Source organism: Pannonibacter sp. Q-1 (genome assembly GCF_054073275.1).
The window spans coordinates 138,982-162,189 of sequence record NZ_JBSXNB010000007.1; the positions used below are offsets into that span (position 1 = coordinate 138,982).

General features: G+C 66.5%; 23 protein-coding genes. 18 read left to right on the forward strand and 5 right to left on the reverse strand.

The annotated features are described in order from the left end of the window. The first annotated feature begins 16 nt into the window (after positions 1 to 16). The 5 genes from ACVNHC_RS19185 to ACVNHC_RS19205 all read left to right on the forward strand — a co-directional run bounded on the left by ACVNHC_RS19185 (position 17) and on the right by ACVNHC_RS19205 (position 4,487). On the forward strand, positions 17 to 760 hold the full coding sequence (locus ACVNHC_RS19185; RefSeq protein WP_457168775.1) for a 4-hydroxy-tetrahydrodipicolinate reductase: 744 nt from the start codon (positions 17 to 19) through the stop codon (positions 758 to 760). Positions 761 to 778: 18 nt separating this feature from the next. Beyond that, entirely contained in the window at positions 779 to 1,699 is a 921-nt protein-coding gene (gene dapA, locus ACVNHC_RS19190; RefSeq protein WP_457168777.1) for a 4-hydroxy-tetrahydrodipicolinate synthase, read from the forward strand. A gap of 137 nt (positions 1,700 to 1,836) precedes the next feature. Beyond that, entirely contained in the window at positions 1,837 to 2,502 is a 666-nt protein-coding gene (locus ACVNHC_RS19195; protein ID WP_058900953.1) for an amino acid ABC transporter permease, read from the forward strand. Positions 2,503 to 2,513: 11 nt separating this feature from the next. Then, entirely contained in the window at positions 2,514 to 3,293 is a 780-nt protein-coding gene (locus ACVNHC_RS19200) for an amino acid ABC transporter ATP-binding protein (protein ID WP_457168779.1), read from the forward strand. 18 nt (positions 3,294 to 3,311) lie between these two features. Further along, positions 3,312 to 4,487, forward strand: coding sequence for a saccharopine dehydrogenase family protein (locus ACVNHC_RS19205; protein WP_457168781.1), 1,176 nt, complete (start codon positions 3,312 to 3,314; stop codon positions 4,485 to 4,487). Positions 4,488 to 4,586: 99 nt separating this feature from the next. Here ACVNHC_RS19205 and ACVNHC_RS19210 read toward each other — a convergent pair whose 3' ends face one another. Then, positions 4,587 to 4,850: a helix-turn-helix domain-containing protein gene (locus ACVNHC_RS19210; protein WP_457168783.1), complete on the reverse strand. Its 264-nt coding sequence runs from the start codon at positions 4,848 to 4,850 to the stop codon at positions 4,587 to 4,589. Positions 4,851 to 5,079: 229 nt separating this feature from the next. Here ACVNHC_RS19210 and ACVNHC_RS19215 point away from each other — a divergent pair, with 229 nt between their 5' ends. The 9 genes from ACVNHC_RS19215 (at position 5,080) to ACVNHC_RS19255 (ending at position 15,570) form a co-directional block, all read left to right on the forward strand. Beyond that, the gene (locus ACVNHC_RS19215) at positions 5,080 to 6,036 is read left to right on the forward strand and encodes a sugar-binding transcriptional regulator (RefSeq protein ID WP_050473733.1); all 957 of its coding nucleotides are present in this window, start codon (positions 5,080 to 5,082) and stop codon (positions 6,034 to 6,036) included. A gap of 141 nt (positions 6,037 to 6,177) precedes the next feature. Then, positions 6,178 to 7,491, forward strand: coding sequence for an ABC transporter substrate-binding protein (locus ACVNHC_RS19220; RefSeq protein WP_122521878.1), 1,314 nt, complete (start codon positions 6,178 to 6,180; stop codon positions 7,489 to 7,491). Positions 7,492 to 8,195: 704 nt separating this feature from the next. After that, a complete protein-coding gene (locus tag ACVNHC_RS19225) occupies positions 8,196 to 9,068 on the forward strand; it encodes a carbohydrate ABC transporter permease (RefSeq protein ID WP_186392320.1) in 873 nt (290 codons plus the stop codon). A 12-nt stretch (positions 9,069 to 9,080) separates the two neighbouring features. Beyond that, entirely contained in the window at positions 9,081 to 9,905 is an 825-nt protein-coding gene (locus ACVNHC_RS19230) for a carbohydrate ABC transporter permease (RefSeq protein WP_050473731.1), read from the forward strand. Positions 9,906 to 9,917: 12 nt separating this feature from the next. After that, positions 9,918 to 10,916, forward strand: a complete 999-nt coding sequence (locus ACVNHC_RS19235) for an ABC transporter ATP-binding protein (protein ID WP_122521673.1) — start codon at positions 9,918 to 9,920, stop codon at positions 10,914 to 10,916. Further along, positions 10,913 to 11,689 (forward strand): L-iditol 2-dehydrogenase, encoded by a 777-nt coding sequence (locus ACVNHC_RS19240; RefSeq protein ID WP_457168787.1) that lies wholly within the window; start codon positions 10,913 to 10,915, stop codon positions 11,687 to 11,689. The genes ACVNHC_RS19235 and ACVNHC_RS19240 overlap by 4 nt, the downstream gene beginning before the upstream one ends. A gap of 49 nt (positions 11,690 to 11,738) precedes the next feature. Next, positions 11,739 to 13,223, forward strand: coding sequence for a mannitol dehydrogenase family protein (locus ACVNHC_RS19245; protein WP_457168789.1), 1,485 nt, complete (start codon positions 11,739 to 11,741; stop codon positions 13,221 to 13,223). Positions 13,224 to 13,229: 6 nt separating this feature from the next. Next, on the forward strand, positions 13,230 to 13,937 hold the full coding sequence (locus ACVNHC_RS19250; RefSeq protein WP_457168791.1) for an HAD family hydrolase: 708 nt from the start codon (positions 13,230 to 13,232) through the stop codon (positions 13,935 to 13,937). Continuing rightward, positions 13,930 to 15,570: an FGGY family pentulose kinase gene (locus ACVNHC_RS19255; protein WP_457168793.1), complete on the forward strand. Its 1,641-nt coding sequence runs from the start codon at positions 13,930 to 13,932 to the stop codon at positions 15,568 to 15,570. The genes ACVNHC_RS19250 and ACVNHC_RS19255 overlap by 8 nt, the downstream gene beginning before the upstream one ends. Here the strand turns inward: ACVNHC_RS19255 and ACVNHC_RS19260 are convergent. Beyond that, positions 15,551 to 16,759, reverse strand: a complete 1,209-nt coding sequence (locus ACVNHC_RS19260) for an NnrS family protein (protein WP_457168795.1) — start codon at positions 16,757 to 16,759, stop codon at positions 15,551 to 15,553. The genes ACVNHC_RS19255 and ACVNHC_RS19260 overlap by 20 nt on opposite strands. A 113-nt stretch (positions 16,760 to 16,872) precedes the next feature. On the opposite strand from ACVNHC_RS19260, the gene ACVNHC_RS19265 reads away from it, so the two are divergent. The 4 genes from ACVNHC_RS19265 to ACVNHC_RS19280 all read left to right on the forward strand — a co-directional run bounded on the left by ACVNHC_RS19265 (position 16,873) and on the right by ACVNHC_RS19280 (position 19,915). Beyond that, positions 16,873 to 17,118, forward strand: a complete 246-nt coding sequence (locus ACVNHC_RS19265) for a DUF2249 domain-containing protein (RefSeq protein ID WP_122521648.1) — start codon at positions 16,873 to 16,875, stop codon at positions 17,116 to 17,118. After that, positions 17,115 to 18,599, forward strand: a complete 1,485-nt coding sequence (gene ccoG / locus ACVNHC_RS19270) for a cytochrome c oxidase accessory protein CcoG (protein WP_457168797.1) — start codon at positions 17,115 to 17,117, stop codon at positions 18,597 to 18,599. Before ACVNHC_RS19265 ends, ccoG begins: the two co-directional genes overlap by 4 nt. A gap of 469 nt (positions 18,600 to 19,068) precedes the next feature. Then, entirely contained in the window at positions 19,069 to 19,644 is a 576-nt protein-coding gene (locus ACVNHC_RS19275) for a cytochrome c oxidase subunit 3 (protein ID WP_457168799.1), read from the forward strand. Between the two features lie 4 nt (positions 19,645 to 19,648). Continuing rightward, entirely contained in the window at positions 19,649 to 19,915 is a 267-nt protein-coding gene (locus tag ACVNHC_RS19280) for a cytochrome C oxidase subunit IV family protein (RefSeq protein ID WP_457168801.1), read from the forward strand. Between the two features lie 4 nt (positions 19,916 to 19,919). On the opposite strand, the gene ACVNHC_RS19285 is transcribed toward ACVNHC_RS19280, so the two are convergent. Genes ACVNHC_RS19285 through ACVNHC_RS19295 form a run of 3 tightly spaced genes read right to left on the reverse strand, consistent with a single transcriptional unit; the run spans position 19,920 to position 23,205 of the window. Then, the gene (locus ACVNHC_RS19285) at positions 19,920 to 20,768 is read right to left on the reverse strand and encodes a ChaN family lipoprotein (protein ID WP_457168803.1); all 849 of its coding nucleotides are present in this window, start codon (positions 20,766 to 20,768) and stop codon (positions 19,920 to 19,922) included. Further along, complete coding sequence (locus tag ACVNHC_RS19290; RefSeq protein WP_457168805.1) at positions 20,765 to 21,460, reverse strand: hypothetical protein; 696 nt, start codon at positions 21,458 to 21,460, stop codon at positions 20,765 to 20,767. Before ACVNHC_RS19290 ends, ACVNHC_RS19285 begins: the two co-directional genes overlap by 4 nt. Next, positions 21,457 to 23,205, reverse strand: coding sequence for an ABC transporter ATP-binding protein/permease (locus ACVNHC_RS19295; protein ID WP_457168807.1), 1,749 nt, complete (start codon positions 23,203 to 23,205; stop codon positions 21,457 to 21,459). The genes ACVNHC_RS19290 and ACVNHC_RS19295 overlap by 4 nt, the downstream gene beginning before the upstream one ends. Between the last annotated feature and the right edge of the window lie 3 nt (positions 23,206 to 23,208).

The following is a 23,208-nucleotide window of genomic DNA, read 5'->3' on the forward strand; positions in this document are numbered from 1 at the left end:
AGGAGGAGCAGAAGCAATGCGGATCTCGATCTTCGGAGCATCCGGCCGTGTCGGCACACAGCTGGTGGAACTGGTGCTGGCCAGTCCGGGGCTGGAGCTGGTGGCCGCGCTTGTCTCGCCCACCTCACGCCATGTGGGGCAGCCGGTGGCGGGCGGCGCATTGGAATACCGGCCCGCAGAAGCGGCCATGAACACCCGCTGCGATGTGATCATCGACTTCTCGGCCCCTGCCGCCTCGCTCTGGCTGCAGGAGCAGATCGGCAGCAGCCCGCTGCCCTGCGTCATCGGCACGACGGGCTTTTCCAGGGGGCAGGAGGAGCAGCTGACCGGCTGGTCCGCCCACCGGCCGATGGTGATCAGCGCCAATTTCGCGCTTGGCTTTGAGGCTTTCCGCCAATGCGCGGCACGCTTTGCCAGCACCATGCCGGGCGCCGAAGCCACGGTGCGGGAGGTCTATCACGCCCGCAAGAAAGCCGAACCGTCCGGCACCTCCCGCTGGCTGGCGGAAACCGTGCGAAAGGCGCGGAGTGCGGCCATGGGCTTTGCAGCGAGCGAACCGGGCATCACCGTCAACCGCGAGGGCGATGTCACCGGCATCAACGAGGTGCGCTTTGACCTGGGGTCCGCCGGGCTGACGCTCACCTATCAGGTTCACACACTGGCAGCCTATGCCGAAGGCGCAATGGCTGCCGCCAGCTGGCTCCGTACGGCCAGACCAGACTGCGGGCGTTACACGCTCGCCGACACCCAGACCACATGACGTCCACGGGAGAGCCCCATGACACAGCTTTCTGACCGTTTCCGCGGTGTCTTCACCGCCCTCGTCACCCCGTTCCGCAACGGCGGCATCGACCATGATGCCTATGCCGCCCTGGTGGAACGCCAGCTTGCGGCCGGGGTCACGGGCCTTGTGCCCGTGGGCACCACCGGCGAAGCGGCAACCCTGTCCGATGCGGAAGCCGAAGACCTGATCCGCCGGACGGTGGAACTGGCCCGGGGCCGCGCCTTCATCCTCGCGGGCGCAGGCGCCAATGACACGGCAAAGGCCGTGGACAAGGTGCGCCGGGCGGAAGCTGCCGGGGCCGATGGCGTGCTCGTCGTCACCCCCTATTACAACAAGCCGGGACAGGCCGGGCTCACCGCCCATTACAGCGCCGTGGCCAAGGCAACCTCCCTGCCGGTGGTGCTCTATTCGGTGCCCGGCCGCTGCGGCGTAGAGATTGCCCCGGAAACCTGCGCCCGGCTGATGGACATGCACGCCAATATCGTTGCCATCAAGGAAGCGGGCGGGTCACCGTCACGCGTCACGGAGCTGCGGCAGGCCTGCGGCAGCCGCCTCATCATTCATTCGGGCGACGATGGCCTGACGCTGCCGTTCCTGTCGCTGGGCGCCTGCGGTGTCACCAGCGTCGTCTCCAACATCGCCCCGCGCGAGATGGTGGAACTGGTGAAGGCGTGGGAACAGGGCGACACGGCCCGCGCGCTGGCGGTCCATGAACTGGTCGCGGAGCTTGCCGGCAGCATGTTCATCGAGTCCAATCCCGGTCCGGTGAAGGCGGCTCTCGCCCTCGCCAATCTCGCCGGACCCGAGATGCGCCTGCCGATGGTGCCCGTCTCCGACCGGAGCCGCCAGACCATTGCCGCCGTTCTGAGCCGTTTCGGCTCGGCATCCGGCAGCTTTTCCGGCAGCGCCTGCTGACCCGGCAGAGCGCCTGCCATGCCCGGCGGCGGAAAGACCGCCCGGCGGCCAAGAAACACAAGAACCGGAAGAACCAGAGGGACCAGAATGACTGACACATCACATGCGCCGGCCCCCGGCAGAACAGGAGGCGGATCGTGACCTACACCTGGGATTTTCACTCCGCCTGGCAGTACAGGGATCTGTTCCTGTGGGGGCTCTGGATCAGCGTCCTCTACACGGCAGGCTCCATCCTGTTCGGGGTGCTGATCGGCTTTCTCACCTGCGCCATGCGCCTGTCCGGCTGGAAGGTGCTCGACCTGACCGCCCGCACCTATCAGGAAATCTTCCGCTGCACGCCGCTTCTGGTTCAGCTGCTGTGGTTCTATTACGCCTTCCCGCTGCTGGTGGGCGGAACCATCGACAACCGGGTGGCCGCCATGCTGACCCTGTCGCTCTATGTCGGGGCCTTTTATGCGGAGATCTTCCGGGGCGGCATCGTCTCGATCGACCGGGGCCAGCGCGAGGCGGCCGCCGCCATCGGCATGAGCCCCTGGCAGTCGATGCAGCGCATCATCCTGCCGCAGGCGCTGAAGCGGATGCTGCCGTCCTTCATCAACCAGTCCGTCATCCAGTTCAAGAACACCTCTCTGGTGTCGGTGATCTCGGTGGCCGACCTGGCCTATATGGCGGCCGTCGTCAACGGCCAGACCTACCGCCCGCTCGAATCCTACACGGTCATGGCCGTCCTCTACATCGCGGTGCTGCTGCCCGTGACGCAGATCGCCGACCGGGTGGAAAAGCGGCTGCGCGTGAGCGATTGAAGGAGAAGGGCATGACCAGCGAAACCAGCCGTGACGCCGCAGGCCCGGTGATCGAAGCCTCCGGGCTGCAGAAGAGCTATGGCAATCACCACGTCCTCAAGGGCCTTGATCTCAGCCTCAGCCGGGGCGAAGTGGTGGCCCTGATCGGGCCGTCGGGCTCGGGCAAATCCACCTTCATCCGCTGCCTCAACCGCATGGAGCATCCGACCGGCGGCGAGATCCGTTTCCGTCAGCAGCCGGTGGGCGACAGTTTCCGTGACAGTGCTGGCAAGATCGGCATCGGCACCTTGCGCCGCCATGTCGGCATGGTGTTCCAGCACTTCAACCTGTTTCCGCACATGACCGTGCTGCAGAACGTGACCGAAGGACCGGTCACCGTCTGCCGCAGGCCGCGCCGGGAAGCCGAAGAGCTGGCCATGGACCTGCTGGCAAAGGTCGGCCTTGCCGAAAAACACGCGGCCTACCCCAACCATCTCTCGGGCGGGCAGAAGCAGCGGGTGGCCATTGCCCGGGCCCTGGCCATGGAGCCGGAGGTTCTGCTTTTGGACGAGGTGACCAGCGCCCTTGACCCGGAACTCGTCGGCGAGGTTCTGGCCGTCATCCGCTCGCTCGCCGAACAGGGCATGACCATGGCCATCGTCACCCACGAAATGGCCTTCGCCGCCGAAGTTGCCGGACGGGTGCTGTTTCTCGACCAGGGCGTCATTGCCGAAAGCGGCACGCCGGACAGCGTCATCCTCAACCCGGAAAATCCCCGTCTCCAGGCGTTTGTGGCCCGTTTCCGGCCCTGACAGAAAGGCAAGAAAGCCATGTCCGGCTTCAAGATCTCTATCGTGGGTGCAGGGCGGATGGGCACGGCCCTTGCCGCTCTGCTGGCGCAGGATGCCGGCTTCCGGGTGCGGGTGCTTGACCGCTCCGAGGATGCGCTCGACGGCTTGCGCCACGCAACTGCGCCGCTGGAAACACGCCTCCTGTGCCATGGGGAGGAGCTGCACACGGTTCTGGCGGGTGAGGATCTCGTGGTGGCCGCCGTGCCGGACAGCGCCGTCGCCGCCGTGGCAGAGGCTGCCCGGCGCGCCCGCGTCCACTATCTCGATTTCATCGCCACGCCGGCAGCGGCCCGCCAGCCGCTGGAGGATCTGGCGGCAGCCCGCGCCGTGCTGCCCGGCTGCGGCGTGTCGCCGGGCCTTGCCGGAACCCTCGCCTGCGCCCTGCTGAAACGCTATGCGCCGGTATCGGACCTCATCATCCGCGTCGGCGCCCTGCCCCGCTATCCCGCCAACCGGCTGGGCTATGGCCAGATCTGGCATGTGGACGGGCTGATCGACGAATACACCCGCCCCTGCACCGCCCTGCGCGAGGGCCGCAGCACCGAACTGTCGCCGCTGGAGGATTACGAGCGCCTCAACATCGATGGCGTCGCCTTCGAGGCCTTCACCACGTCGGGCGGGCTGGGGGATCTGGATGCGGTGGCCCGGTTCTCCCCGCGCAGCGTCACCTTCAAGACCCTGCGCTATCCCGGCCATCTGGACTACATGCGCTTTCTGCTCGATGACCTTGGCCTGCGCCAGCGCCGCGACATGCTGAAATCCCTGCTCTGCAACGGGCTGCCGGTGGTGGAGGATGACGTGCTGCATGTGATGCTGACGGTAAAGGCCATGCGCGGCCGCCAGCCGGTGGAGCGGACCCAATGCCTGCGCTTCGGCCTCCCGCATAGCCCCCTGCTTGGCCCCCTGCATGGCCCCGCAGGCTTCGGCACAGGTGGAGGCAACGGCGGAGGCAATGGTGGCGGCGCTGGCAGGGAATCGGTCAACGCCCTCACGGCCACCGCCACCGCCTATGCCGCTACCCTCATCAGCGGCCTTGCCGGCGGCAAACTGGCCGCAACCGGCATGCTCGACCCGGCCTCCCTCGACGTGGACGCCATGCTCACCGGCCCCTACCTCGCCCCGCTGCTCAACGGCAGCGCTGCGGCTCAATATTAACGGTCCAGCGCGACACGGGTGAGAATGGCGCGCTCCCGTCCCGCTCCATGATGCTGCCTGCCAGATGGCGCTCGTAAAAAAGCTGCAAGGCTCAGTTCCTTACAAAGGCGGAAGCGGACTGGGGGAGGTTTGCAGCGGGCCTGCCATCAGGGCGCCGATGCGCAGGCCGAGCGCTTCGGCGGCGGCGAGTGCTGGGCCGAGATGGCTGGTGCCCTTGCCCCGCTCCAGTTCGCTGACGAAACGGCGGTTGGTGCCGATCATGCCGGCAAGATCCGCCTGTGTATACGCCAGCGCCTTGCGCCGCGCCCGGATGGCCGCGCCGAACTCCCGTGCCAGCCGCTCTTCTGCCGGAGACAATGCCATCTGCACCTCGCCAATCTGCTACACATCTGTAGCATCATGAGCTGAGAACCACAAGATGATACCTTTCTGTAGCATTGATGCCGGGCACGCAGAAAAGATACAGAAAGGTATCTTTTCAATGCTCTCAGCTTCCGACGATACCGTTCTGTACCATCGCTCGCGCAGGCGGCCGATTTGACAGCGGCGGGCAAAATTGGCAGCACTGTCGCCAGAGACGGGGAAAGCTTTCATGGCGAAACGTGGCGAAGGGCAGACGAGGCTGGATGATGCGGCAAGGGCCGGCTGGCTCTATTACGTCGCGGGCCGCACCCAGGACGAAATCGCCGCCGCCATGGGCATCTCGCGCCAGAGCGCGCAGCGGCTGGTGTCGCTGTCGGTGGCCGAACGGCTGATCAAGGTGCGCCTCGACCACCCGATCGCCGCCTGCCTGGAACTGGCCGAAGCGGTGAAGGCGCGCTGGGGCCTCAAGGATGTGGAGATCGTGCCCACCGATCCGGCCGCAGAATCGGCCACGGTCGGCGTTGCCGAGGCCGGTGCCGCCCAGCTGGAGCGCTGGCTGAAGCAGAGCGACCCGCTCGTCATTGCCATGGGCACGGGGCGTACCCTGCGGGCCGTGATCGATCAGCTGCCGCCCCTGGACTGCCCGCAGCACAAGATCGTCTCGCTCACCGGCAACATCAGCCCGGATGGCTCGGCCGCCTATTTCAACGTCATCTTCTCCATGGCCGATGCGGTGAAGGCACCGCATTTCCCCATGCCGCTGCCGGTGATCGTCTCCTCTCCGGCAGAACGCAAACTGCTGCACAGCCAGCCGCTCGTCGCCCCCACCATCGCCCTCGGGCACTGCAGCGATGTCACCTTCGTCGGCATCGGCGAGATGAACATGAGCGCGCCGCTGCTGGTGGACGGTTTCCTGAAACCGCAGGAGATGGAAGACATCCTGCGCGCGGGCGCTGCGGGCGAGATCTGCGGCTGGATCTTCGGCGCGGACGGCAAGCTGCTGGATCACCCGGTCAACGAACGGGTCGCCAGCCTCGAAATCCCCTCGCGCCAGACCTCCACCGTCACCGGCATCGCCCGGGGCAAGCGCAAGCATGCGGCGATCCTCGCCGCCGTGCGGGGCGGGCATATCAACAGCCTCATCACCGATGAAGAGGCCGCCCGGCACCTCCTTTCCCGCACGTAAGATTTTTTTCCCAAGCCATATCAATTTCTTACCTGATCCTTGCGGCATCGCAGCATGGAATCCGGATTGACATTTTGCGCGCTCAAAGTGAGTAATTGCCCACGAGCAAGGCGAATGCTCATTTTCTTCTGGGAGGAAGACATGCACTTGAAGACGATTCTGCTGGGCGCGGGCTCGCTGCTGGCCCTTGCCGGCATGGCCTCGGCCGAAACCCTGACGATTGCGACGGTCAACAACGGCGACATGATCCGCATGCAGGGCCTCACCTCCGAATTCACGGCGCAGAATCCGGACATTCAGGTCCAGTGGGTGACGCTGGAGGAGAATGTCCTGCGCGAGCGTGTCACCACCGACATCGCCACCCGGGGCGGCCAGTATGACATCATGACCATCGGCACCTACGAGGTGCCGATCTGGACGAAGCAGGGCTGGCTGCTGCCGCTGGAGAACCTCGGCGCGGACTATGACGTGGACGATCTCTTGCCGGCCATCCGCTCGGGCCTGACCGGCGAGGACGGCAAGCTCTATGCCGCGCCCTTCTATGGCGAGAGCTCTTTCGTCATGTACCGCAAGGATCTGATGGAAAAGGCCGGGCTGACCATGCCGGACGCCCCCACCTGGGACTTCATCGCCGATGCGGCGCGCAAGATGACCGACCGGGCCAATGGCATCAACGGCATCTGCCTGCGCGGCAAGGCGGGCTGGGGCGAGAACATGGCCTTCCTGACGGCCACGTCCAATGCCTTCGGCGCCCGCTGGTTTGACGAGAACTGGCAGCCGCAGTTCGATCAGCCGGAATGGAAGAACACCCTCGACTTCTATGTGAAGCTGATGAATGACGCCGGTCCGCAGGGCGCCTCCTCGAACGGCTTCAACGAGAACCTGGCGCTGTTCCAGCAGGGCAAGTGCGGCATGTGGATCGACGCCACCGTCGCCGCCTCCTTCGTGACGAACCCGCAGGACTCCACCGTTGCCGAACAGGTGGGCTTTGCACTGGCGCCCGACACGGGCCTCGGCAAGCGCGGCAACTGGCTCTGGGCCTGGAACCTCGCCATCCCGGCCGGCACGCAGAAGGCGGAAGCGGCGGAAAAGTTCATCGCCTGGGCAACCGGCAAGGCCTATCTGGAGCTGGTCGCCTCGAAGGACGGCTGGGCCAACGTTCCCCCCGGCACCCGCACCTCGCTTTATGAGAATGCCGAGTACCAGGCCGCAGCGCCCTTTGCGAAGATGACGCTGGACTCCATCAACGCCGCCGACCCGAAGAACCCCACCGTCAAGCCGGTGCCTTATGTGGGCGTGCAGTTCGTGGCCATTCCCGAGTTCCAGAGCCTCGGCACCTCGGTCGGCCAGCTCTTCTCGGCAGCACTCGCCGGCCAGATGTCCACCGATGACGCGCTCGCCCAGGCCCAGACCATGACCGTCCGCGAAATGACCCGCGGCGGCTACATCAAGTAAGCAGCGGGCGGAGGGGGTTCTGCCACGTGACCGCAGCGATGCGTCAGCTTTCCGGCACGGCCTTTCAGTCCCCCTCCCCCTTGAGGGAGGGGTGAGGGGTGGGGGTCTTCACGGCGGAGCGCGGCATGTCTGGCACTCAACTCGGGACAGCAAAACCGCAACTGAAATATCCCGCGTTTTCAGGCTGTTACCCCCACCCCCAGCCCCTCCCCTCAAGGGGGAGGGGAGGCTGAGGGGCCCTGCCGTGGAGAGAAAGCCACCGCCTTTACCCCTGGTGGGGAGCAAGGAAAGAGGCTCTCCGGGGCAGTGTTTTCTCCGGACTGCCAGTCAGGCTCCAACTCCTCTCCCCCCTTGAGGGGGAGATGCCCCCGGCAGGGGGCAGAGGGGGGTAAGGGACTATCCGCTCATATGAGAGGTTCTGCCGTACTGAGGCGCTGCGACCCCCCTCTGTCTGCTGGCGCAGACATCTCCCCCTCAAGGGGGGAGAGGGGTGCTGCGGCAAAAGGAAGGCTCGATCCACCTGCTGGCCGTCTGTTTCAAACACTGCCCCACGAGGGGAAAGGCAGCAGAGGCGTCTCATCAAGAGCGGACTCCGGCTCAATAACTCACACCTCCCCCGTCCGGGCCTCTCATGAGGGGTCCGGGCGGGGCTCCCCGGGTCCTTGCGGCCTCTGGCGCAGCGCTCATCAGGGCAAGATTTCATCATGGCTACTCAGAACACACGCACACTGGCACGTCTGATGATGGCACCCTCCGTCGGGCTGCTGCTGATCTGGATGATCGTGCCGCTCACGATGACGCTGTGGTTCTCGTTCCAGAACTACAATCTGCTGAACCCGGCCAATGTCAGCTTCGCCGGGCTGTTCAACTACCGCTATTTCTACACGGATGCGGCCTTCTTCCAGTCGGTCTGGAACACGCTGCTGATCGTCGGCGGCGCGCTGCTCATCACCATCGTGGGCGGCCTGCTGCTGGCACTACTGCTGGATCAGCCCATGTTCGGACAGGGCATTGTCCGCATTCTGGTGATCTCGCCCTTCTTCGTCATGCCGCCGGTGGCCGCGCTGGTGTGGAAGAACATGATCATGCATCCGGGCTACGGCGTGCTGGCGGATATCAACCGGGCGCTGGGGCTCAATCCGGTGGACTGGTTTGCACAATATCCGCTGCTGTCGATCATCATCATCGTCGCCTGGCAGTGGCTGCCCTTTGCAACGCTGATCCTGCTCACCGCGCTGCAGTCGCTGGATGTGGAGCAGAAGGAAGCGGCGGAGATGGACGGGGCGAATGCCTTCAACCAGTTCATCTATCTGACGCTGCCGCATCTGGCCCGCGCCATCACCGTGGTGATCCTGATCGAGACGATCTTCCTGCTCGGCGTCTATGCCGAGATCCTCGTCACCACCAATGGCGGGCCGGGCTATGCCTCGACCAACCTTGCCTTCCTGATCTACCGCACGGCGCTGCTTGGCTATGACGTGGGCGGTGCATCAGCGGGAGGCATCACCGCCGTCATCCTCGCCAATATCGTCGCCATCTTCCTGATGCGCGCCGCCGGCAAGAACCTGGACCGGTAAGGAGACACGCACATGGCCCGCGCCACCAGCACCCGCCGCAAGATCACGGTCACGCTCATCGCCTGGACGGTGGCACTCGTGATCTTCTTCCCCATCCTCTACACGCTGATCACCAGCCTGAAGACCGAGACCGAGGCCATCCGCGGCTTCAGCCTGATCCCCAGCTTCACGCTGGAGAACTATGTCACGGTGCAGACCCAGCGCGACTACATCAAGCCCTTCCTCAATTCGGTGGTGCTGGCCGTGGGCTCGACGGTGCTGGCGCTTCTCGTCGGCATTCCCGCCGCATGGGCCATGGCGTTTTCGCCGACGAAGCGCACCAAGGACATCCTGATGTGGATGCTCTCCACCAAGATGATGCCGGCCGTCGCCGTGCTGGTGCCGATCTACCTGATATTCCGTGACTTCGGCCTGCTCGACACGCGCACCGGCCTCACCGTGATGCTGACGCTGATCAACCTGCCGATCGTCATCTGGATGCTCTACACCTATTTCCGCGAGATCCCGGGCGAAATCCTGGAAGCAGCGCGCATGGACGGAGCCTCGCTCTTCAACGAGATCGTCCATGTGCTCACGCCCATGGCCCTGCCGGGCATCGCCTCGACGCTGCTGCTCAACATCATCCTGGCCTGGAACGAAGCCTTCTGGACGATCCGGCTGACCACGGCCAATGCGGCGCCGCTCACGGCCTTCATCGCCTCCTTCTCCAGTCCGCAAGGCCTGTTCTGGGCAAAGCTTTCCGCCGCCTCGACCATGGCCATCGCGCCGATCGTGATCCTCGGCTGGTTCAGCCAGAAGCAGCTCGTGCGCGGTCTCACCTTTGGCGCCGTCAAGTAAGGAACCCCGCTGATGGGCAGCATCAAACTCGAACAGCTTTCCAAGTCCTTCGGCGAACACGCCGTCATTCCGGGGATCGACCTTGAGATCAACGATGGCGAGTTCGTGGTCTTCGTCGGCCCCTCCGGCTGCGGCAAGTCCACGCTGCTGCGGCTGATCGCAGGGCTCGAGGATGCCTCCGGCGGGCGCATCCTCATCGACGGCAAGGACCAGACCCGCACTCCGCCCGCACAGCGCGGCCTGGCGATGGTGTTCCAGTCCTACGCGCTCTATCCGCACATGAGCGTGCGCTCCAACATTGGCTTTCCGCTGAAAATGGCGAAAGCCGATCCGGCGGAAATCAAGCGCAAGGTGGAGGAAGCCGCGCGCATCCTCAATCTCACCGATTATCTGGAGCGCCGTCCCGGTCAGCTCTCCGGCGGCCAGCGCCAGCGCGTCGCCATTGGCCGCGCCATCGTGCGCAATCCGCGCTGCTTCCTGTTTGACGAGCCGCTGTCGAACCTCGATGCGGCGCTGCGCGTTGCCATGCGGCTGGAAATCACCGAGCTGCATCAGAAGCTGAAGGCCACCTCGATCTATGTCACCCACGACCAGGTGGAAGCCATGACCATGGCCGACAAGATCGTGGTGCTGAACAAGGGCCGCATCGAACAGGTGGGCTCGCCGCTGGAGCTGTACCGCTCCCCCGCCAATCTCTTCGTCGCCGGCTTCATCGGCTCGCCGAAGATGAACCTGATCAGCGGCCCCACCGCCGCTGAGCATGGGGCACACACCATCGGCATCCGGCCCGAGCATGTCACCCTCTCGCTCGACAGCGGGCTGTGGCAGGGCAAGGTCACCGTGGCCGAGCATCTGGGCTCCGACACCTTCCTGCATGTGGAGGTGGAGGGCGCGGGCACCATCACCACCCGCACCGGCGGCGAATTTCCCGTCCGCCATGGCGACACCGTCTACGTGACGCCGGATCTCACACGCCTGCACAGGTTCAACGGCGAGGGACAGGCGCAATGAGCGGCAGACTGGAGGGCAAGTCCGCCCTGATCACCGGATCGGCGCGGGGCATCGGCCGGGCCTTTGCCGAAGCCTATGTGCGCGAGGGCGCAACCGTCGCCATTGCCGACATCGACTTTCTCCGCGCCACCGAAACCGCAGCGGAAATCGGCAGCGCCGCCTATGCGGTGAAGCTCGATGTCACCGATCAGGCCTCGATCGATGCCGCCGTGCGCACAGTCGAGGAGCGGCAGGGCGGGCTGGATATCCTCATCAACAACGCCGCCCTGTTCGATCTTGCCCCCATCACGGAGATCACGCGGGAAAGCTATGACCGGCTTTTCGCAATCAACGTGGCCGGCACGCTGTTCATACTGCAGGCGGCGGCGAAGTCGATGATTGCACGCGGCAAAGGCGGCAGGATCATCAACATGGCCAGCCAGGCCGGGCGGCGCGGCGAGCCGCTGGTCGCCGTCTATTGCGCCACCAAGGCTGCGATCATCTCGCTCACCCAGTCCGCCGGACTCGACCTCATCAAGCATGGCATCAACGTCAATGCCATTGCCCCCGGTGTCGTCGATGGCGAGCACTGGGACGGGGTGGATGCCCTGTTTGCGAAATACGAGAACCGGCCGCTTGGCGAGAAGAAGAAGCTGGTGGGCGAGGCCGTGCCCTTCGGCCGCATGGGCCGGGCGGAAGACCTGACCGGCATGGCGGTGTTCCTCGCCTCGGCCGAGGCCGCCTACATCCTCGCCCAGACCTACAATGTGGACGGCGGCAACTGGATGAGCTGAGGGCCGCATGGCCCTCCCGCCCCTCCCCCGCCAGTCAAGGACTGCACTCATGACGACGAAGCTCTCGCTCGCAACGCTCGCCAGCCTCAAGGGCCGGGCCGTCCTGCCCGCCTACCGCCGCGAAGACCTCACGCCCGGTATCCTGCATTTCGGCACCGGCAACTTTCACCGCGCCCATATGGCGGTCTATCTGCACGAGCTGTTCAACACCGGACGGGATCTCGGCTGGGGCATCATCGGCGCCGGGGTCATGCCCTCCGACCGGCGCATGCACGAGGTGCTGAAGGGGCAGGATTTCCTCACCACCGTGGTCGAGCAGGATGCGGACCGCTCCGGCGCCACCGTCACCGGACCGATGCTGGACATGATCACCGCGCCGGATTTTGCCCGCATCATGGACACACTCGCCTCCCCGCAGATCCGCATCGTCTCCATGACGATCACCGAAGGGGGCTATTTCATCGACCCGGCCACGGGGACGTTCGATGCCGCCCATCCGGCCATCATCGCCGACGCTAAGGACCCGGAGCATCCGCAGACCGTGTTCGGGCTGATCATCGCCGGGCTGAAGGCGCGGCGGGCGGCGGGCATTCCCCCGTTCACCGTCATGTGCTGCGACAACATCCCCGGCAATGGCGAGGTGACGGAGGCCACCGTCTGCGGGCTGGCGCGCCTCTCCGATCCGGCTTTCGCGGACTGGATCCACGCCAATGTCGCCTTCCCCAATTCGATGGTGGACCGCATCACCCCGGCCACGGGCGAGCGGGAGATCCGCATGACGGCGGAGGCCTATGGCATCGAAGACGGCTGGCCGGTGTTCTGCGAGGGCTTCAAGCAATGGGTGCTGGAGGACCGGTTCCCGCTGGGCCGCCCGGCGCTGGAGCTGGCGGGCGTCACCTTCGTGCCCGATGTGGCGCCTTACGAGCTGATGAAACTCAGGATCCTCAACGGCGGCCACGCGGCGATTGCCTATCCGGCGGCGCTGATGGACATCCACTTCGTCCATGAGGCGATGGAAAACCCGCTGATCCGCAGCTTCCTTGCCAAGCTGGAGCATGAGGAAATCATCCCCGTGGTGCCGCCCGTGCCGGACACCCGCCTTGAGGACTATTTCGCGCTGATCGAGAGCCGCTTCTCGAACCCGAAGATCGGCGACACCATCCCGCGCCTGGCGCAGGACGGATCGAACCGGCAGCCGAAATTTATCCTGCCCTCCACCGCGGACCGTCTGGCAGCAGGGCTCGACGTGCAGGGCCTTGCCCTCGTCTCCGCCCTGTGGTGCCGCTATTTCGAGGGCGTCAGTGATGGCGGCAAGCCGATCGCCTTCAATGATCCGGCCGCAGAGCGGCTGCATGCCGCAGCCCTTGCCGCGCGCGCCGATCCGGACGCCTTCACCGGCCTGGCCGATATCTTCGGGCCTGTGGGTCTTGATCCGCGCTTCCGCCAGCGCTTCGGCGAGGCGCTGGCCAGCTTGCGGGCGCATGGCACGGCAGATACGTTGCGGCGCTATCTGAATGGAACCCTTGCGAGCTGACTATCCATGACCACGCAGCAGATCCGGCTGGTGATTTTCGATTGTGACGGCGTGCTTGTCGACAGCGAGGCCATTGCGCTCGACGTGCTGATCGGGGCCCTTGCGGAAAAGGGCATCCGCCTTGATGCGGATGGCGCCGCCCGCCGGTTTCTGGGCCGCAGCCTTGGCTCGCTGAGCGAAACGGTTGCGGCCGAATTCGGCGTGGAGATCGATCCGCCGTTTCTCAGCCGCATGCGCGAGGTGCTGTATGACCGCTTCCGGCAGGAGCTTCAGCCCATCACCGGGGTGGCGGCGCTGATCGGCGCGCTGAAGGACAATGGCATCGCCTGCTGTGTCGCCTCCTCCAGCCAGCGCGAGCGCATCGAGTTCTCGCTCTCCCTCACCGGCCTCCTCGGCGGGCTCGCGCCGCATATCTTCAGCGCCACCATGGTTGAGAATGGCAAGCCCGCGCCGGATCTCTTCCTGCATGCGGCGGCGGCCATGGGCGTGGAGCCCTCGGCCTGCCTTGTCATCGAGGACAGCCCCGCCGGGATCATGGCCGCGCAGGCCGCAGGCATGGGCGTGATTGCCTTCACTGGCGGCGCGCACACCCGCCACGCCTCCTACACCGCCGCGCTGAAGGACCTTGAGCCCGATGCACGGTTTGACGGCATGCCGGAATTGCTTCAGTTTGTGCTCCCAGCGAGGAGACCGGAAGACATAACGGATGCCTGACCACATCTTGGCCGTGGACGTTGGTACGGGGAGCGCGCGTGCCGGTGTGTTCGATCTTCGCGGCCAGCAACTCGCCCGCTGCGTTGTGCCGGTGTCGCTGCACAGCCCCCAGGCCCGGCACATGGAGCAGGACAGCGGAGAGATCTGGTCCGCCGTCTGCCGCGCGGTCCGCGCAGCCCTCGGCGAGGCCGGTCTTGCGGGCGCAGATATTCTCGCCATCGGCTTTGACGCCACCTGCTCGCTGGTGGTGCGCGACACACAGGGCCAGCCGCTTTCCATCTCCACCACGGGCGCTGCAACCCGCGACACCATTCTCTGGATGGACCACCGCGCCATCGCGGAGACGGACCAGTGCAACGCCATCGAAGATCCGCTGCTGGCCCGGTTCGGCGGCAGGCTTTCGGTGGAAATGCAGATCCCGAAGTTGCTCTGGCTGAAGCGGCACCTGCCGGAGATATGGCGCCGGGCCGGTCTCATCTTCGATCTTGCCGATTACCTGACCTGGCGGGCCACAGGCGCCACCACCCGCAGCCATTCGCCCATGGCCTCCAAATGGGGCTATACGCCGGAAGCGCCCGGCGCGCCGCCGCAGGATTTTCTGGCAAAGGCGGGCCTTGAGGATCTGATGGAGCGCGCGGGCCTGCCGCCGCAGTCGCAGCCCATCCACCAGCCGGTGGGCCATCTCTCGGCGGAAGCGGCGGAAGCCCTCGGGCTCACCACCGCCTGCCTCGTGGCGCCGGGGCTGATCGATGCCTATGCCGGCGCCCTCGGCCTTTTTGCCGCCGGGGAGCGCGAGCCAGCGCCGCTTGCGCAGGAAGCGGCCTTCGTCGCGGGCACGTCCAGCTGCATCATCCGGCTGACGCAAACGCCCGTTTCCGGCCCCGGCTGCTGGGGCGGCTTCGAGGGCGCGGCCATTCCGGGGCTGTATCTGCTGGAAGCGGGACAGTCCGCCTCCGGTGCCTTTCTCGACCATGTGCTGAAGACACACCCCGGCGGCGGCGAGCCATCGCAGGCGCGGCACCGGGCCATTCTGGATGCCATCGGCGCGCGGCTGCAAAGCGAAGGCCGGGATTTCGGCCTGCCCATCACCGTGCTGCCGGATATCCACGGCACCCGCTCGCCCGTCTCCGATCCGCGCCTGACGGCCAGCCTCGCCGGGCTGGATCTGGACTCCTCGGAAGAGGGGCTGCTGCGGCTTTACTGGCGCAGCTGCGTCGCGCTGGCCTGCGGCATCAGCCATATTCTCGACCATCAACCCACTGACGCTGGCAGGCCGGAGCGGCTTCTGCTCGGCGGCGGCTTTGCCGGGCACGCGCTGCTGGCCCAGCTCCATGCCGATGCCACGGGCGCAAGCGTGCATGTTCCGGCGAACTGCGATGCGGTGCTGCTCGGCACCGCCCTGCATGCCGCTGTAGCCGCCGGGGCCTTCCCCTCTGTCCATGAGGCGGGCGAGGCGATGCGCTTTGCCATGCGGATCTTCACCCCGCAGCCGGAAGCCGCCGCCGCCCTCCACCGCGACAAAGCCCTCCACACCACCATGATGCGCCACCGCGCAGAACTCACCGCGATCATGCTGCAGCAACCTGACGGAACCAGCGCAACCTCTTCCAGCTTCACTCCCGCCGCGCGCTGAAGGCCGGGCGGGGGACGGGGCCGGAGACGGCGGGCCAGAAGGCGCAGGTGAAGCAGGCCCAGCCAAGGACCCAGGCGAGCGCAGCCGCTTTCACCGCCCCGTCAAACGCGATGCCCGCAGCCAGAACCCGCAGCAGCGCCGAGATCTGCACCAGCATCAGGGCGGTGGTCATCAGCGGTGTCATGAGCAGGCGCCGGTCATGCCGCCGCATCGCCGGGCGCAGCATCACCGCCATCATCATGCCGCCCATGGCGCCTATCGTCAGGGCATGGCGGGCGGAGGCCGGATCACTCAGCTCCGGCCGCCAGATGGCCAAAGCTTGGAGCAGGAAGGCGGCCGGGAGCCAAGCATAGGCAATGTGCAGCCAGAAGAGCGCCGGATAGCGGACGGTTCTGAAGGTCTTCCAGGACGGCAGGCGCACCAGCACGAGCCCCGCCGCGGCGAGCCACAGCCAGCCGGACGCCACCCGCCAGCCGGACCATTCGAGCAGGCTTGCGGCGGCGATGACCGGCAGCAGGGGAACCGGGGCAAGGAGTTGAGGCGGGGCGGCTGCGGCGGATATCCGCGCCAGCCAGACGCCCGTGAAGGCAGGAACCGCCCTGCCGCCCACATGGGCCAGCAGCAGGGTGAAGGGCAGCATCAGGACGGCGGCAGGCCCGTGCCCGAAGCCGGACAGGCCCGCACCTGCCGCAGCCGCCAGCATCAGCCCCGCCGCAATCCAGCCCCGGCCCGCCACTCCGGCACGGGCCAGCGTTCCGGCGCGGGCCAGCGGCACCGCCAGGACCATGGCGACGAACAGAAAATACAGGGCATTGGCAAGGCCCGCGATGCAGCCGCCTGCGGGCAGCACGGCCATCAGCTCCAGGCCCGCCGCCCCCCGCGCCAGGCCCCACAGAAGCACGGCCCCCGCTGTCACGCGGAGCGGGGCAAGCTGCCCCTGTGTCCAGGCGGGCAGGGATGTCAGCAGATAGCCGCCGGCCGCTGCCCCTGCCATGCCCAGCAGAAGCTCGCGCGCATGCCAGATCCCGCGCTCCGGCAGCCATCCGGCCGGAAGCAGCCAGACCAGCGGCACGAGCGATGCCCAGAGACCGGCCAGCAGAAACAGTGGCTGGCACGGCAGCAGGCGGCCAGCAGCGGGCGTGATGGCGGGCGTGAGTTCGGGAGAAGGCGGCGCAACGTCACGGGACATGCGCCGGACATTAGCGGCGCCTGCGCCTGCCGAGTTTGTGCCCGCACAAAGAAGCAGCGCCCCCGCCCTGTCAGGATCCGGCTGATCCTGCAAGACAATGCCCGGAGGCCCGCATGACCGTTCCGCAGTTCGAGACCATCCCCGCCATCGATGTCTGCGGCCTGCCCTGCGTCATCCGCCGGGCGCTTGTGTGCGAAACCTTCGACGCCCTGCAGCCCGGCGGGTTCTTCGATCTCGTCAACGACCGCGACCCCTCGCCCCTCAAGGCGCAATTCGCCCAGCGGTCCGTCGCGGGCTTCACCTGGGACACTCTGGAAAGCGGCCCGCAGATCTGGCGGGTGCGGATCGGCAGGCCATGACCTATCAGATCATTCCCCCTATAACGGGCAAACCCATCTCTGCAAAGCCAATCGCTGCAAGGCCGCCCCGGCCGCAGGGCCTGCCCGCCGCAAATGGCACCCGCGTCATTCCGCAGGCGGTGACGGGCAAGTTCCGCACGCTGAAATGGCGGCTGCTGGTGCTGTGCCTTGCGGTCTATTACGTGCTGCCCTTCCTGCGCTGGGGGCGCGGGGCCGGTCAGCCGGATCAGGCGGTTCTGTTTGATCTCGCCAATCTGCGCTTCTACGTGTTCTTCATCGAAATCCGGGCGCAGGAGCTTTATTACCTCACCGGCCTTCTGGTGCTCGCGACCCTCATTCTCGTGCTGATGAATGCGCTGGCCGGGCGCGTCTGGTGCGGCTTCTTCTGCCCGCAGACCATCTGGACGGATCTCTTCCTGCTGGTCGAACGCAAGTTCGAGGGCGGCCGCCGCCAGCAGATGCAGGCGCTGAAGCAGCCGCTCACCCTTTCGAAGCTTTGGCGCAAGACGGCCAAGCACGTGGTCTGGCTGGGCATTGCGGCGGCCACGGGCGGCGCCTTCGTGCTCTATTTCGCCGATGCGCCGACCCTGCTGCGCAGTCTTGCTTCGGGCGACGCACCGCTGCTCGCCTACAGCATGGTGCTGACGCTCACCTTCACCACCTATTGCCTCGCGGGCCTTGCGCGGGAAAAGGTCTGCACCTTCATGTGCCCCTGGCCCCGCCTGCAAGGGGCGATCTGGGATGCGCAGGCGCTGACCGTGAACTACCGCCCGCAGCGGGGCGAGCCGCGCATGTCGGCCAAGAAGGCCGTCACCGCCCGGGACATGGGCCTTCCGGCGGGCGATTGCGTCGATTGCAATGCCTGCGTCGCCGTCTGCCCCATGGGCATCGACATCCGCCAGGGGCCGAGCATTGCCTGCATCAACTGCGGCCTGTGCGTGGATGCCTGCGACAGCACCATGTTCCGCCTCGACCGGCTGCGCGGGCTGATCGACTACGAGAGCTGGACCAACATCGAGCGCGAGATGCAGGGCCAGCAACGTTTGCCCGTGCGCTTGCTGCGGCCCAAGGTGCTGGCCATTGCGCTCGCCGCGCTGGCATTGGCCGCCGGCATGGCCATCCACCTGTCAGAGCGTGCCACGCTGGCCCTTGCCGTCATCCACGAGCGCAGCCCCGCCGCCGTGCAGCTCAGCGATGGCCAGATCCGCAATGCCTATGAGGTGCGGATCACCAACACCACGGGCGAGGCAGCACTCATCCGCCTGTCGGCCACGGGCACTGCCCCGCTCACCCTCGCCTCCCCCGGACTTGAGCCGGATGAAGATGGCAGCCTCGCCGTGGACCTTGCCGCCGATGGCAGCCGCAAGCTGCGGGTGACGCTGACAGGCAGCCGTAAACTCGCCGGAGACATCCGCTTCACCCTGCAGAACCCGGCAAACGGCGGGGAAGCGGCAACGCAGAGCCGGTTCTTCCTGCCATGAGCTGGGTTTGCATTGGAGGCAGTGAGGCATTTGATCCGTGGCAGGGCCTCTCGTTTCCCATCCCCCTTGAGGGGCAGTGTTCACAACGGACTGCCAGTCAGGCTCCCCGGTTATGGTTTGAGGAAAGCCTGCGTTCTGGTCATTCCGGTACGGCGCCTCCGCCCCCCTCCCCCTGGTGGGGAGGGGTTAGGGGTGGGGGGAAGGCCTATCCGGCTGGCAGAGTATCCATTGATTACAGCCCGTTTCTCCTCTCCAGCTTCTTCAGGAAAAGTCCGCCTTCTCAAACCCTTGCAGGCTCGGAGCCCCCCACCCCTCACCCCTCCCCACCAGGGGGAGGGGGGCGGAGGGGCCCTGCCATCATGCCTGTGCACTCCTCCTCCGTGCATCCAATGTAAACACTGCCCCTCAAGGGGGCTGGAAGCTGAAACGCCGTGCCGGGTCAACACCAACTGCCGCCGTGAGCGCGAACATGAAAGCCCATCCGATGCCCCACCCGTCGACCGCTGCCCCGCTGGAACATGAAGAACTCGAAGGCCTGCCCGGCAATGTGCTGATGTGGATCTTCATCCTCGGTGATGTTGCGGTGTTTGCCCTGCTGCTGGGCGGCTTTGGTGTGGCAAAGCTGCTGAACCGGGAGGCCTTTCTCGCCGGGCAGGCGCAGCTTTCCGGCACTGCGGCGCTGATGGAGACCTTTGCGCTCATCCTCAGCGGCTGGCTGGCGGCCATTGCGGTGGAGCGCCAGCGCCTTGGCCGCAGCATCCGGCCGTTTCTCGCCGGGGCAACAGGGTTCGGCAGCCTGTTTCTGGTGTTCAAGGCGGGCGAATATGCGCAGAGCCTTGAGGCCTTCAGCTATGAGGAAAGTTTCGCGCAGATCTATTACCTGCTGACCGGCTTCCACGCCCTGCATGTCATCCTCGGGCTGGTGCTGCTGCTGGTGTCCTTTGCCCGGTCACAGGCGCAGAACCTGCCGGATTTTGTCCGCTACTGGCATTTCACCGACATCGTGTGGCTGCTGATCTTCCCCACGGTCTATATCCTGAGGTGATGCGATGAGAGCCCTGCACATCAGCGCGGCCGCACTTCTGGTGCTGACCGCCCTGTCACTCCCCATCATTGCCCTCCCCGCAAGCGCCCTGCCCGCCAGCCTCGCACCACTGCTCTTCGCGCTCACCTTCGTCAAGGTCATGACCGTGCTGCTGGTCTTCGCCGAGCTGCGCCACGCCGGGCGCGGCTGGCAGGTGGGGCTGGGCGGCAGCTTCGCCCTCCTCCTCTGCCTCCTCCTCGCCCTGCATGTTCTGGCCGGTCAGGCAGGGTGAACCCTCACACCTCCTCCGGATCAAGGCAGAAGAGCGCATGGGCGATGCCCGCAGCGGGCGGGGCTGCATCAAGATGGGGCAGCAGGACTTGCGTGCCGGTGATGCCAAGGTCCGCCAGCTGGGCGGGGGTGCCGTGGCCGAATTCCAGATGTCCGCGCCCGATGATGCCGATCACCAGCGGCGCCTCCGGCTGGTTGCGTAATGCGGCGATGCGGCAGGCGAAGGATCTGTCCCACACCTGCTGGGCGCGGACGAAGCGGTCGAAGGCCGGATCTTCGGGGCCCGCCGCCTTGCGGTTGGGCGCGCCGCCGCCGGTGATTGAAAACAGATACTGCCGGTAGGCCGGGGTGGCGGGCACGGCGGGGGTGAGCCCGTCGCGGTTCTCTTCCGCGATGGCCTCCCAGCCCTCCTTGCCCACCTCGCTGACCAGCGCGCGGCGGCAGTTGAACCCGTGCATGGGGATGGCGAACTGGCGGCAGAAGCGGAACAGCGGCAGGTAAAGCTCTGCCGGAAAGCCCCAGACCGTGCCCCATTCCGCCTGTTCCAGAAACTCCGCCTCGCTCAGCTCCCCGGCCACCCAGCGGGCCAGAACCGGATCGAGCCTTGCGGGAAACATCTCGAAGCCCATGACGATGCCGGGCCGCAGCGCCAGAAGCCCGGCGGCCACATGCAATTGCCAGCGGTGCTGGGCCACCTTGTCATGCTGCTCGCCCAAAAGGACGGCGGGCGCGGCAGCCGCCCGGCGCAGCACCTCCTGATGGCTGACGTGCACCGCGCCTTCTGGCCCGCCTTCCGGCCCATCCGCTGGCGCCAGCCAGATGCCGGGACGGACGGGGGAGGAGTGCCCGCTCATGCGGCGGCTGCCGGGTGGCGGATCGCAAGGGCACCTGCTTCGCCGCCCGCGCCAAGCGCATGCTGCCAGCCGTCCGCCTCTCTCCAGCCACTGACGCTGCCGGCCTGCAGATGCAGATGGAAGTGGCTGGTGATGATGTTGAAATAGCCGCTCATCGGGCGGATGGTCTCCACCGGGCCGGTCCATTGCTGGGTGATGGCAGGCGTCTCGAAGCGGATCGCCGCCTCACCCTTGCCCGTCAGCCCCGCCAGAAAGGCCCCGCCTGCATCGCCCTCTTCTGCCGCTTCCGGCCCCGCCGGTGTGCCGGGGTGTTCCGGGCGCAGGGACGGCAGGCGCGGGAAGGCCGCAAGGGCGGCGGCAAAGGGTGCCTCGCCCTCCATGCCGGTCACGGAGAACAGCACGCCGCCGTCAGAGCCCAGAAAATCAAGGCGCGGATAGACCTTGTCCTTCATCACGGAAGACGTGTCGAAATCGACCGCCTTGATCAGGGGAAGGCGGATCTCGCTGCCATGGCAGGCGCCTTCGATGCGCAGCAGATCCCTTTCGCGCACCACCCGCTCCACCGGCCCGATCCGCTCGTGCAGACTGCCGCCAGACCGCACAATCACCATCAGCCGGTCCATCTCCGGCAGCAGCGCCAAAACGGAGGCGGGTGCCGCATCCAGGCGGTGGCGTTTGATCTCTTCACTCATGCAAGGGCTCCTGTGGCGGATAATTCAGGCTCCGGGCGGTTTGCCGCGTCCGAGGCGGTCAGATGCAGGGTCACGTAGTCCCCCAGCGCTTCGGGGGGACGGTGGGCGGCGCAGATGATCGTGGCACCGGGCAGCGCCGCCCGCAGCCGGGCCAGCAGATCCACCTCGCTGCGGGCATCGAGCGCGCTGGTCGCCTCGTCCAGAATGAGCACGGCTGGCCGGTGGATGAAGACCCGCGCCAGGGCAAGGCGCTGGCGCTCGCCCATGGACAGGCCCGCAAAGCCCTCCGCCCCCGGCAGATCCAGCGCGGCGAGCTTGTGACCGAGGCCGGCTGCCCTCAGTGCCGTCTCGATGGCCTCGCGCCCCACCTCCTCCGGCTCCAGCGGATAGGTTGCGGCATGGGCAAGGCCCTCGGGGAAGACGCGCGGGGCCTGCGGCAGCACAAGGCGCGGCCCCTCGGGCATGGAAATGCGGCCCTCGCCAAAGGGCCAGAGGCCGGAAAGCGCCGCCAGCAGCGTGCTCTTGCCCACCCCCGATGGCCCGGCCACCCAGAGGCACTGGCCGGGGCGCAGCGCCACATCGGGAACCGGCGCCAGCCGCATGCCCTGCGGGGTGGAGAGCGCCACACCGCGCAGCGCCAGGCCGCCGCCGGGGGCAGGCCCGCGTGTGACCGCCTGCGGCACGCCCTCAGGCGTCTGCGGATGGCGCGCCAGCGCCAGCAGGCCATCCAGACGCTCCGACACGGCGACGAATTCCGCCAGATCCCGGTAGGAGAAGATGAACCAGCTGAGCGTCGTTGCGGTGGTGGAGAAGGCCTGTGCCAGCTGCATCAGCCCGCCGAGGGTCAGGTTCCCGGCGAAATAGACGGGCAGCGCCAGAAAGGTGGGAATGCGCAGGATGGTCTGCACATAGGGCCGGACGAACAGGCCGAGGATGACTTCGGCGCGGATGAGCCGGTGCCAGTTGCGGCGGACTTCACCGAACCTGCGCTCAAGGCGGCGGCGTTCGGCTTCTTCGCCGGAGGACTGGGCGATTTCATCGGTGCCTTCGCGCAGCTGCATCAACGCATGGCGGAAATCCGCCTCGCGCCGCTCCTGCTGGAACACCAGCCCCTTCACCGGACGGCCCAGCAGGTGGGTCATCAGGCTCGACACCGCCACATAGAGGAAGGCTGCCCAGACCATGTAGCGCGCGATCTCCACATCATGGCCGAACAGGGTGAAGCTGAGCGGAACAGCCGAGAGCGACCAGAGCACCGCCACATAGGAGACGAGCGCCACCACATTGGAGATCACGTCCAGCGTTTCGATGAGCAGCCGCTCAATGAACTTGCGGCAGTCTTCGGCAATGCGCTGGTCCGGATTGTCCACCGGCTGCGCCGAAAAGCCGGGGCGCAGATGCCAGTAGGCCTTGTTGGCGAGCCAGGCCTCCAGCACGCAAGTCGTCAGCCGCTCGCGCAGGCGCATCTGCAGCCGCTTGCGCAGCCAGTCGCCGGTGATGAAGCAGGCGGCAGAGGCGGCTGTCAGCAGGGCAAAGTGGCCGACCTGAAGCAGCGCCTCCGCTGCATCCCGCTGTTCCAGCGCGTCATAGAAGACCTTGAACCAGTTGATGAGCTGCACCGACACCCAGACGGCGGCAAATTGCAGGCTGAGAACAACAGCATAAAGGATAAGCGCCACCGGCGCGCCGGGGCCCGACGCGGCAAGCCGCGTCAGGCGGAAGATACGGGCGAGAACTGTGCGCATGGG

Coding starts and splice junctions, on each gene's coding strand:
- ACVNHC_RS19210 (WP_457168783.1), bottom strand. CDS start 4,850: ATGGCATTGTCTCCGGCAGAAGAGCGGCTGGCACGGGAGTTCGGCGCG.
- ACVNHC_RS19240 (WP_457168787.1), top strand. CDS start 10,913: ATGAGCGGCAGACTGGAGGGCAAGTCCGCCCTGATCACCGGATCGGCG.
- ACVNHC_RS19220 (WP_122521878.1), top strand. CDS start 6,178: ATGCACTTGAAGACGATTCTGCTGGGCGCGGGCTCGCTGCTGGCCCTT.
- ACVNHC_RS19290 (WP_457168805.1), bottom strand. CDS start 21,460: ATGAGTGAAGAGATCAAACGCCACCGCCTGGATGCGGCACCCGCCTCC.
- ACVNHC_RS19225 (WP_186392320.1), top strand. CDS start 8,196: ATGGCTACTCAGAACACACGCACACTGGCACGTCTGATGATGGCACCC.
- ACVNHC_RS19200 (WP_457168779.1), top strand. CDS start 2,514: ATGACCAGCGAAACCAGCCGTGACGCCGCAGGCCCGGTGATCGAAGCC.
- ACVNHC_RS19280 (WP_457168801.1), top strand. CDS start 19,649: ATGAGAGCCCTGCACATCAGCGCGGCCGCACTTCTGGTGCTGACCGCC.
- dapA (WP_457168777.1), top strand. CDS start 779: ATGACACAGCTTTCTGACCGTTTCCGCGGTGTCTTCACCGCCCTCGTC.
- ACVNHC_RS19295 (WP_457168807.1), bottom strand. CDS start 23,205: ATGCGCACAGTTCTCGCCCGTATCTTCCGCCTGACGCGGCTTGCCGCG.
- ACVNHC_RS19265 (WP_122521648.1), top strand. CDS start 16,873: ATGACCGTTCCGCAGTTCGAGACCATCCCCGCCATCGATGTCTGCGGC.
- ACVNHC_RS19215 (WP_050473733.1), top strand. CDS start 5,080: ATGGCGAAACGTGGCGAAGGGCAGACGAGGCTGGATGATGCGGCAAGG.
- ACVNHC_RS19255 (WP_457168793.1), top strand. CDS start 13,930: ATGCCTGACCACATCTTGGCCGTGGACGTTGGTACGGGGAGCGCGCGT.
- ACVNHC_RS19205 (WP_457168781.1), top strand. CDS start 3,312: ATGTCCGGCTTCAAGATCTCTATCGTGGGTGCAGGGCGGATGGGCACG.
- ACVNHC_RS19275 (WP_457168799.1), top strand. CDS start 19,069: ATGAAAGCCCATCCGATGCCCCACCCGTCGACCGCTGCCCCGCTGGAA.
- ACVNHC_RS19230 (WP_050473731.1), top strand. CDS start 9,081: ATGGCCCGCGCCACCAGCACCCGCCGCAAGATCACGGTCACGCTCATC.
- ACVNHC_RS19245 (WP_457168789.1), top strand. CDS start 11,739: ATGACGACGAAGCTCTCGCTCGCAACGCTCGCCAGCCTCAAGGGCCGG.
- ACVNHC_RS19250 (WP_457168791.1), top strand. CDS start 13,230: ATGACCACGCAGCAGATCCGGCTGGTGATTTTCGATTGTGACGGCGTG.
- ACVNHC_RS19260 (WP_457168795.1), bottom strand. CDS start 16,759: ATGTCCCGTGACGTTGCGCCGCCTTCTCCCGAACTCACGCCCGCCATC.
- ACVNHC_RS19235 (WP_122521673.1), top strand. CDS start 9,918: ATGGGCAGCATCAAACTCGAACAGCTTTCCAAGTCCTTCGGCGAACAC.
- ACVNHC_RS19185 (WP_457168775.1), top strand. CDS start 17: ATGCGGATCTCGATCTTCGGAGCATCCGGCCGTGTCGGCACACAGCTG.
- ACVNHC_RS19285 (WP_457168803.1), bottom strand. CDS start 20,768: ATGAGCGGGCACTCCTCCCCCGTCCGTCCCGGCATCTGGCTGGCGCCA.
- ccoG (WP_457168797.1), top strand. CDS start 17,115: ATGACCTATCAGATCATTCCCCCTATAACGGGCAAACCCATCTCTGCA.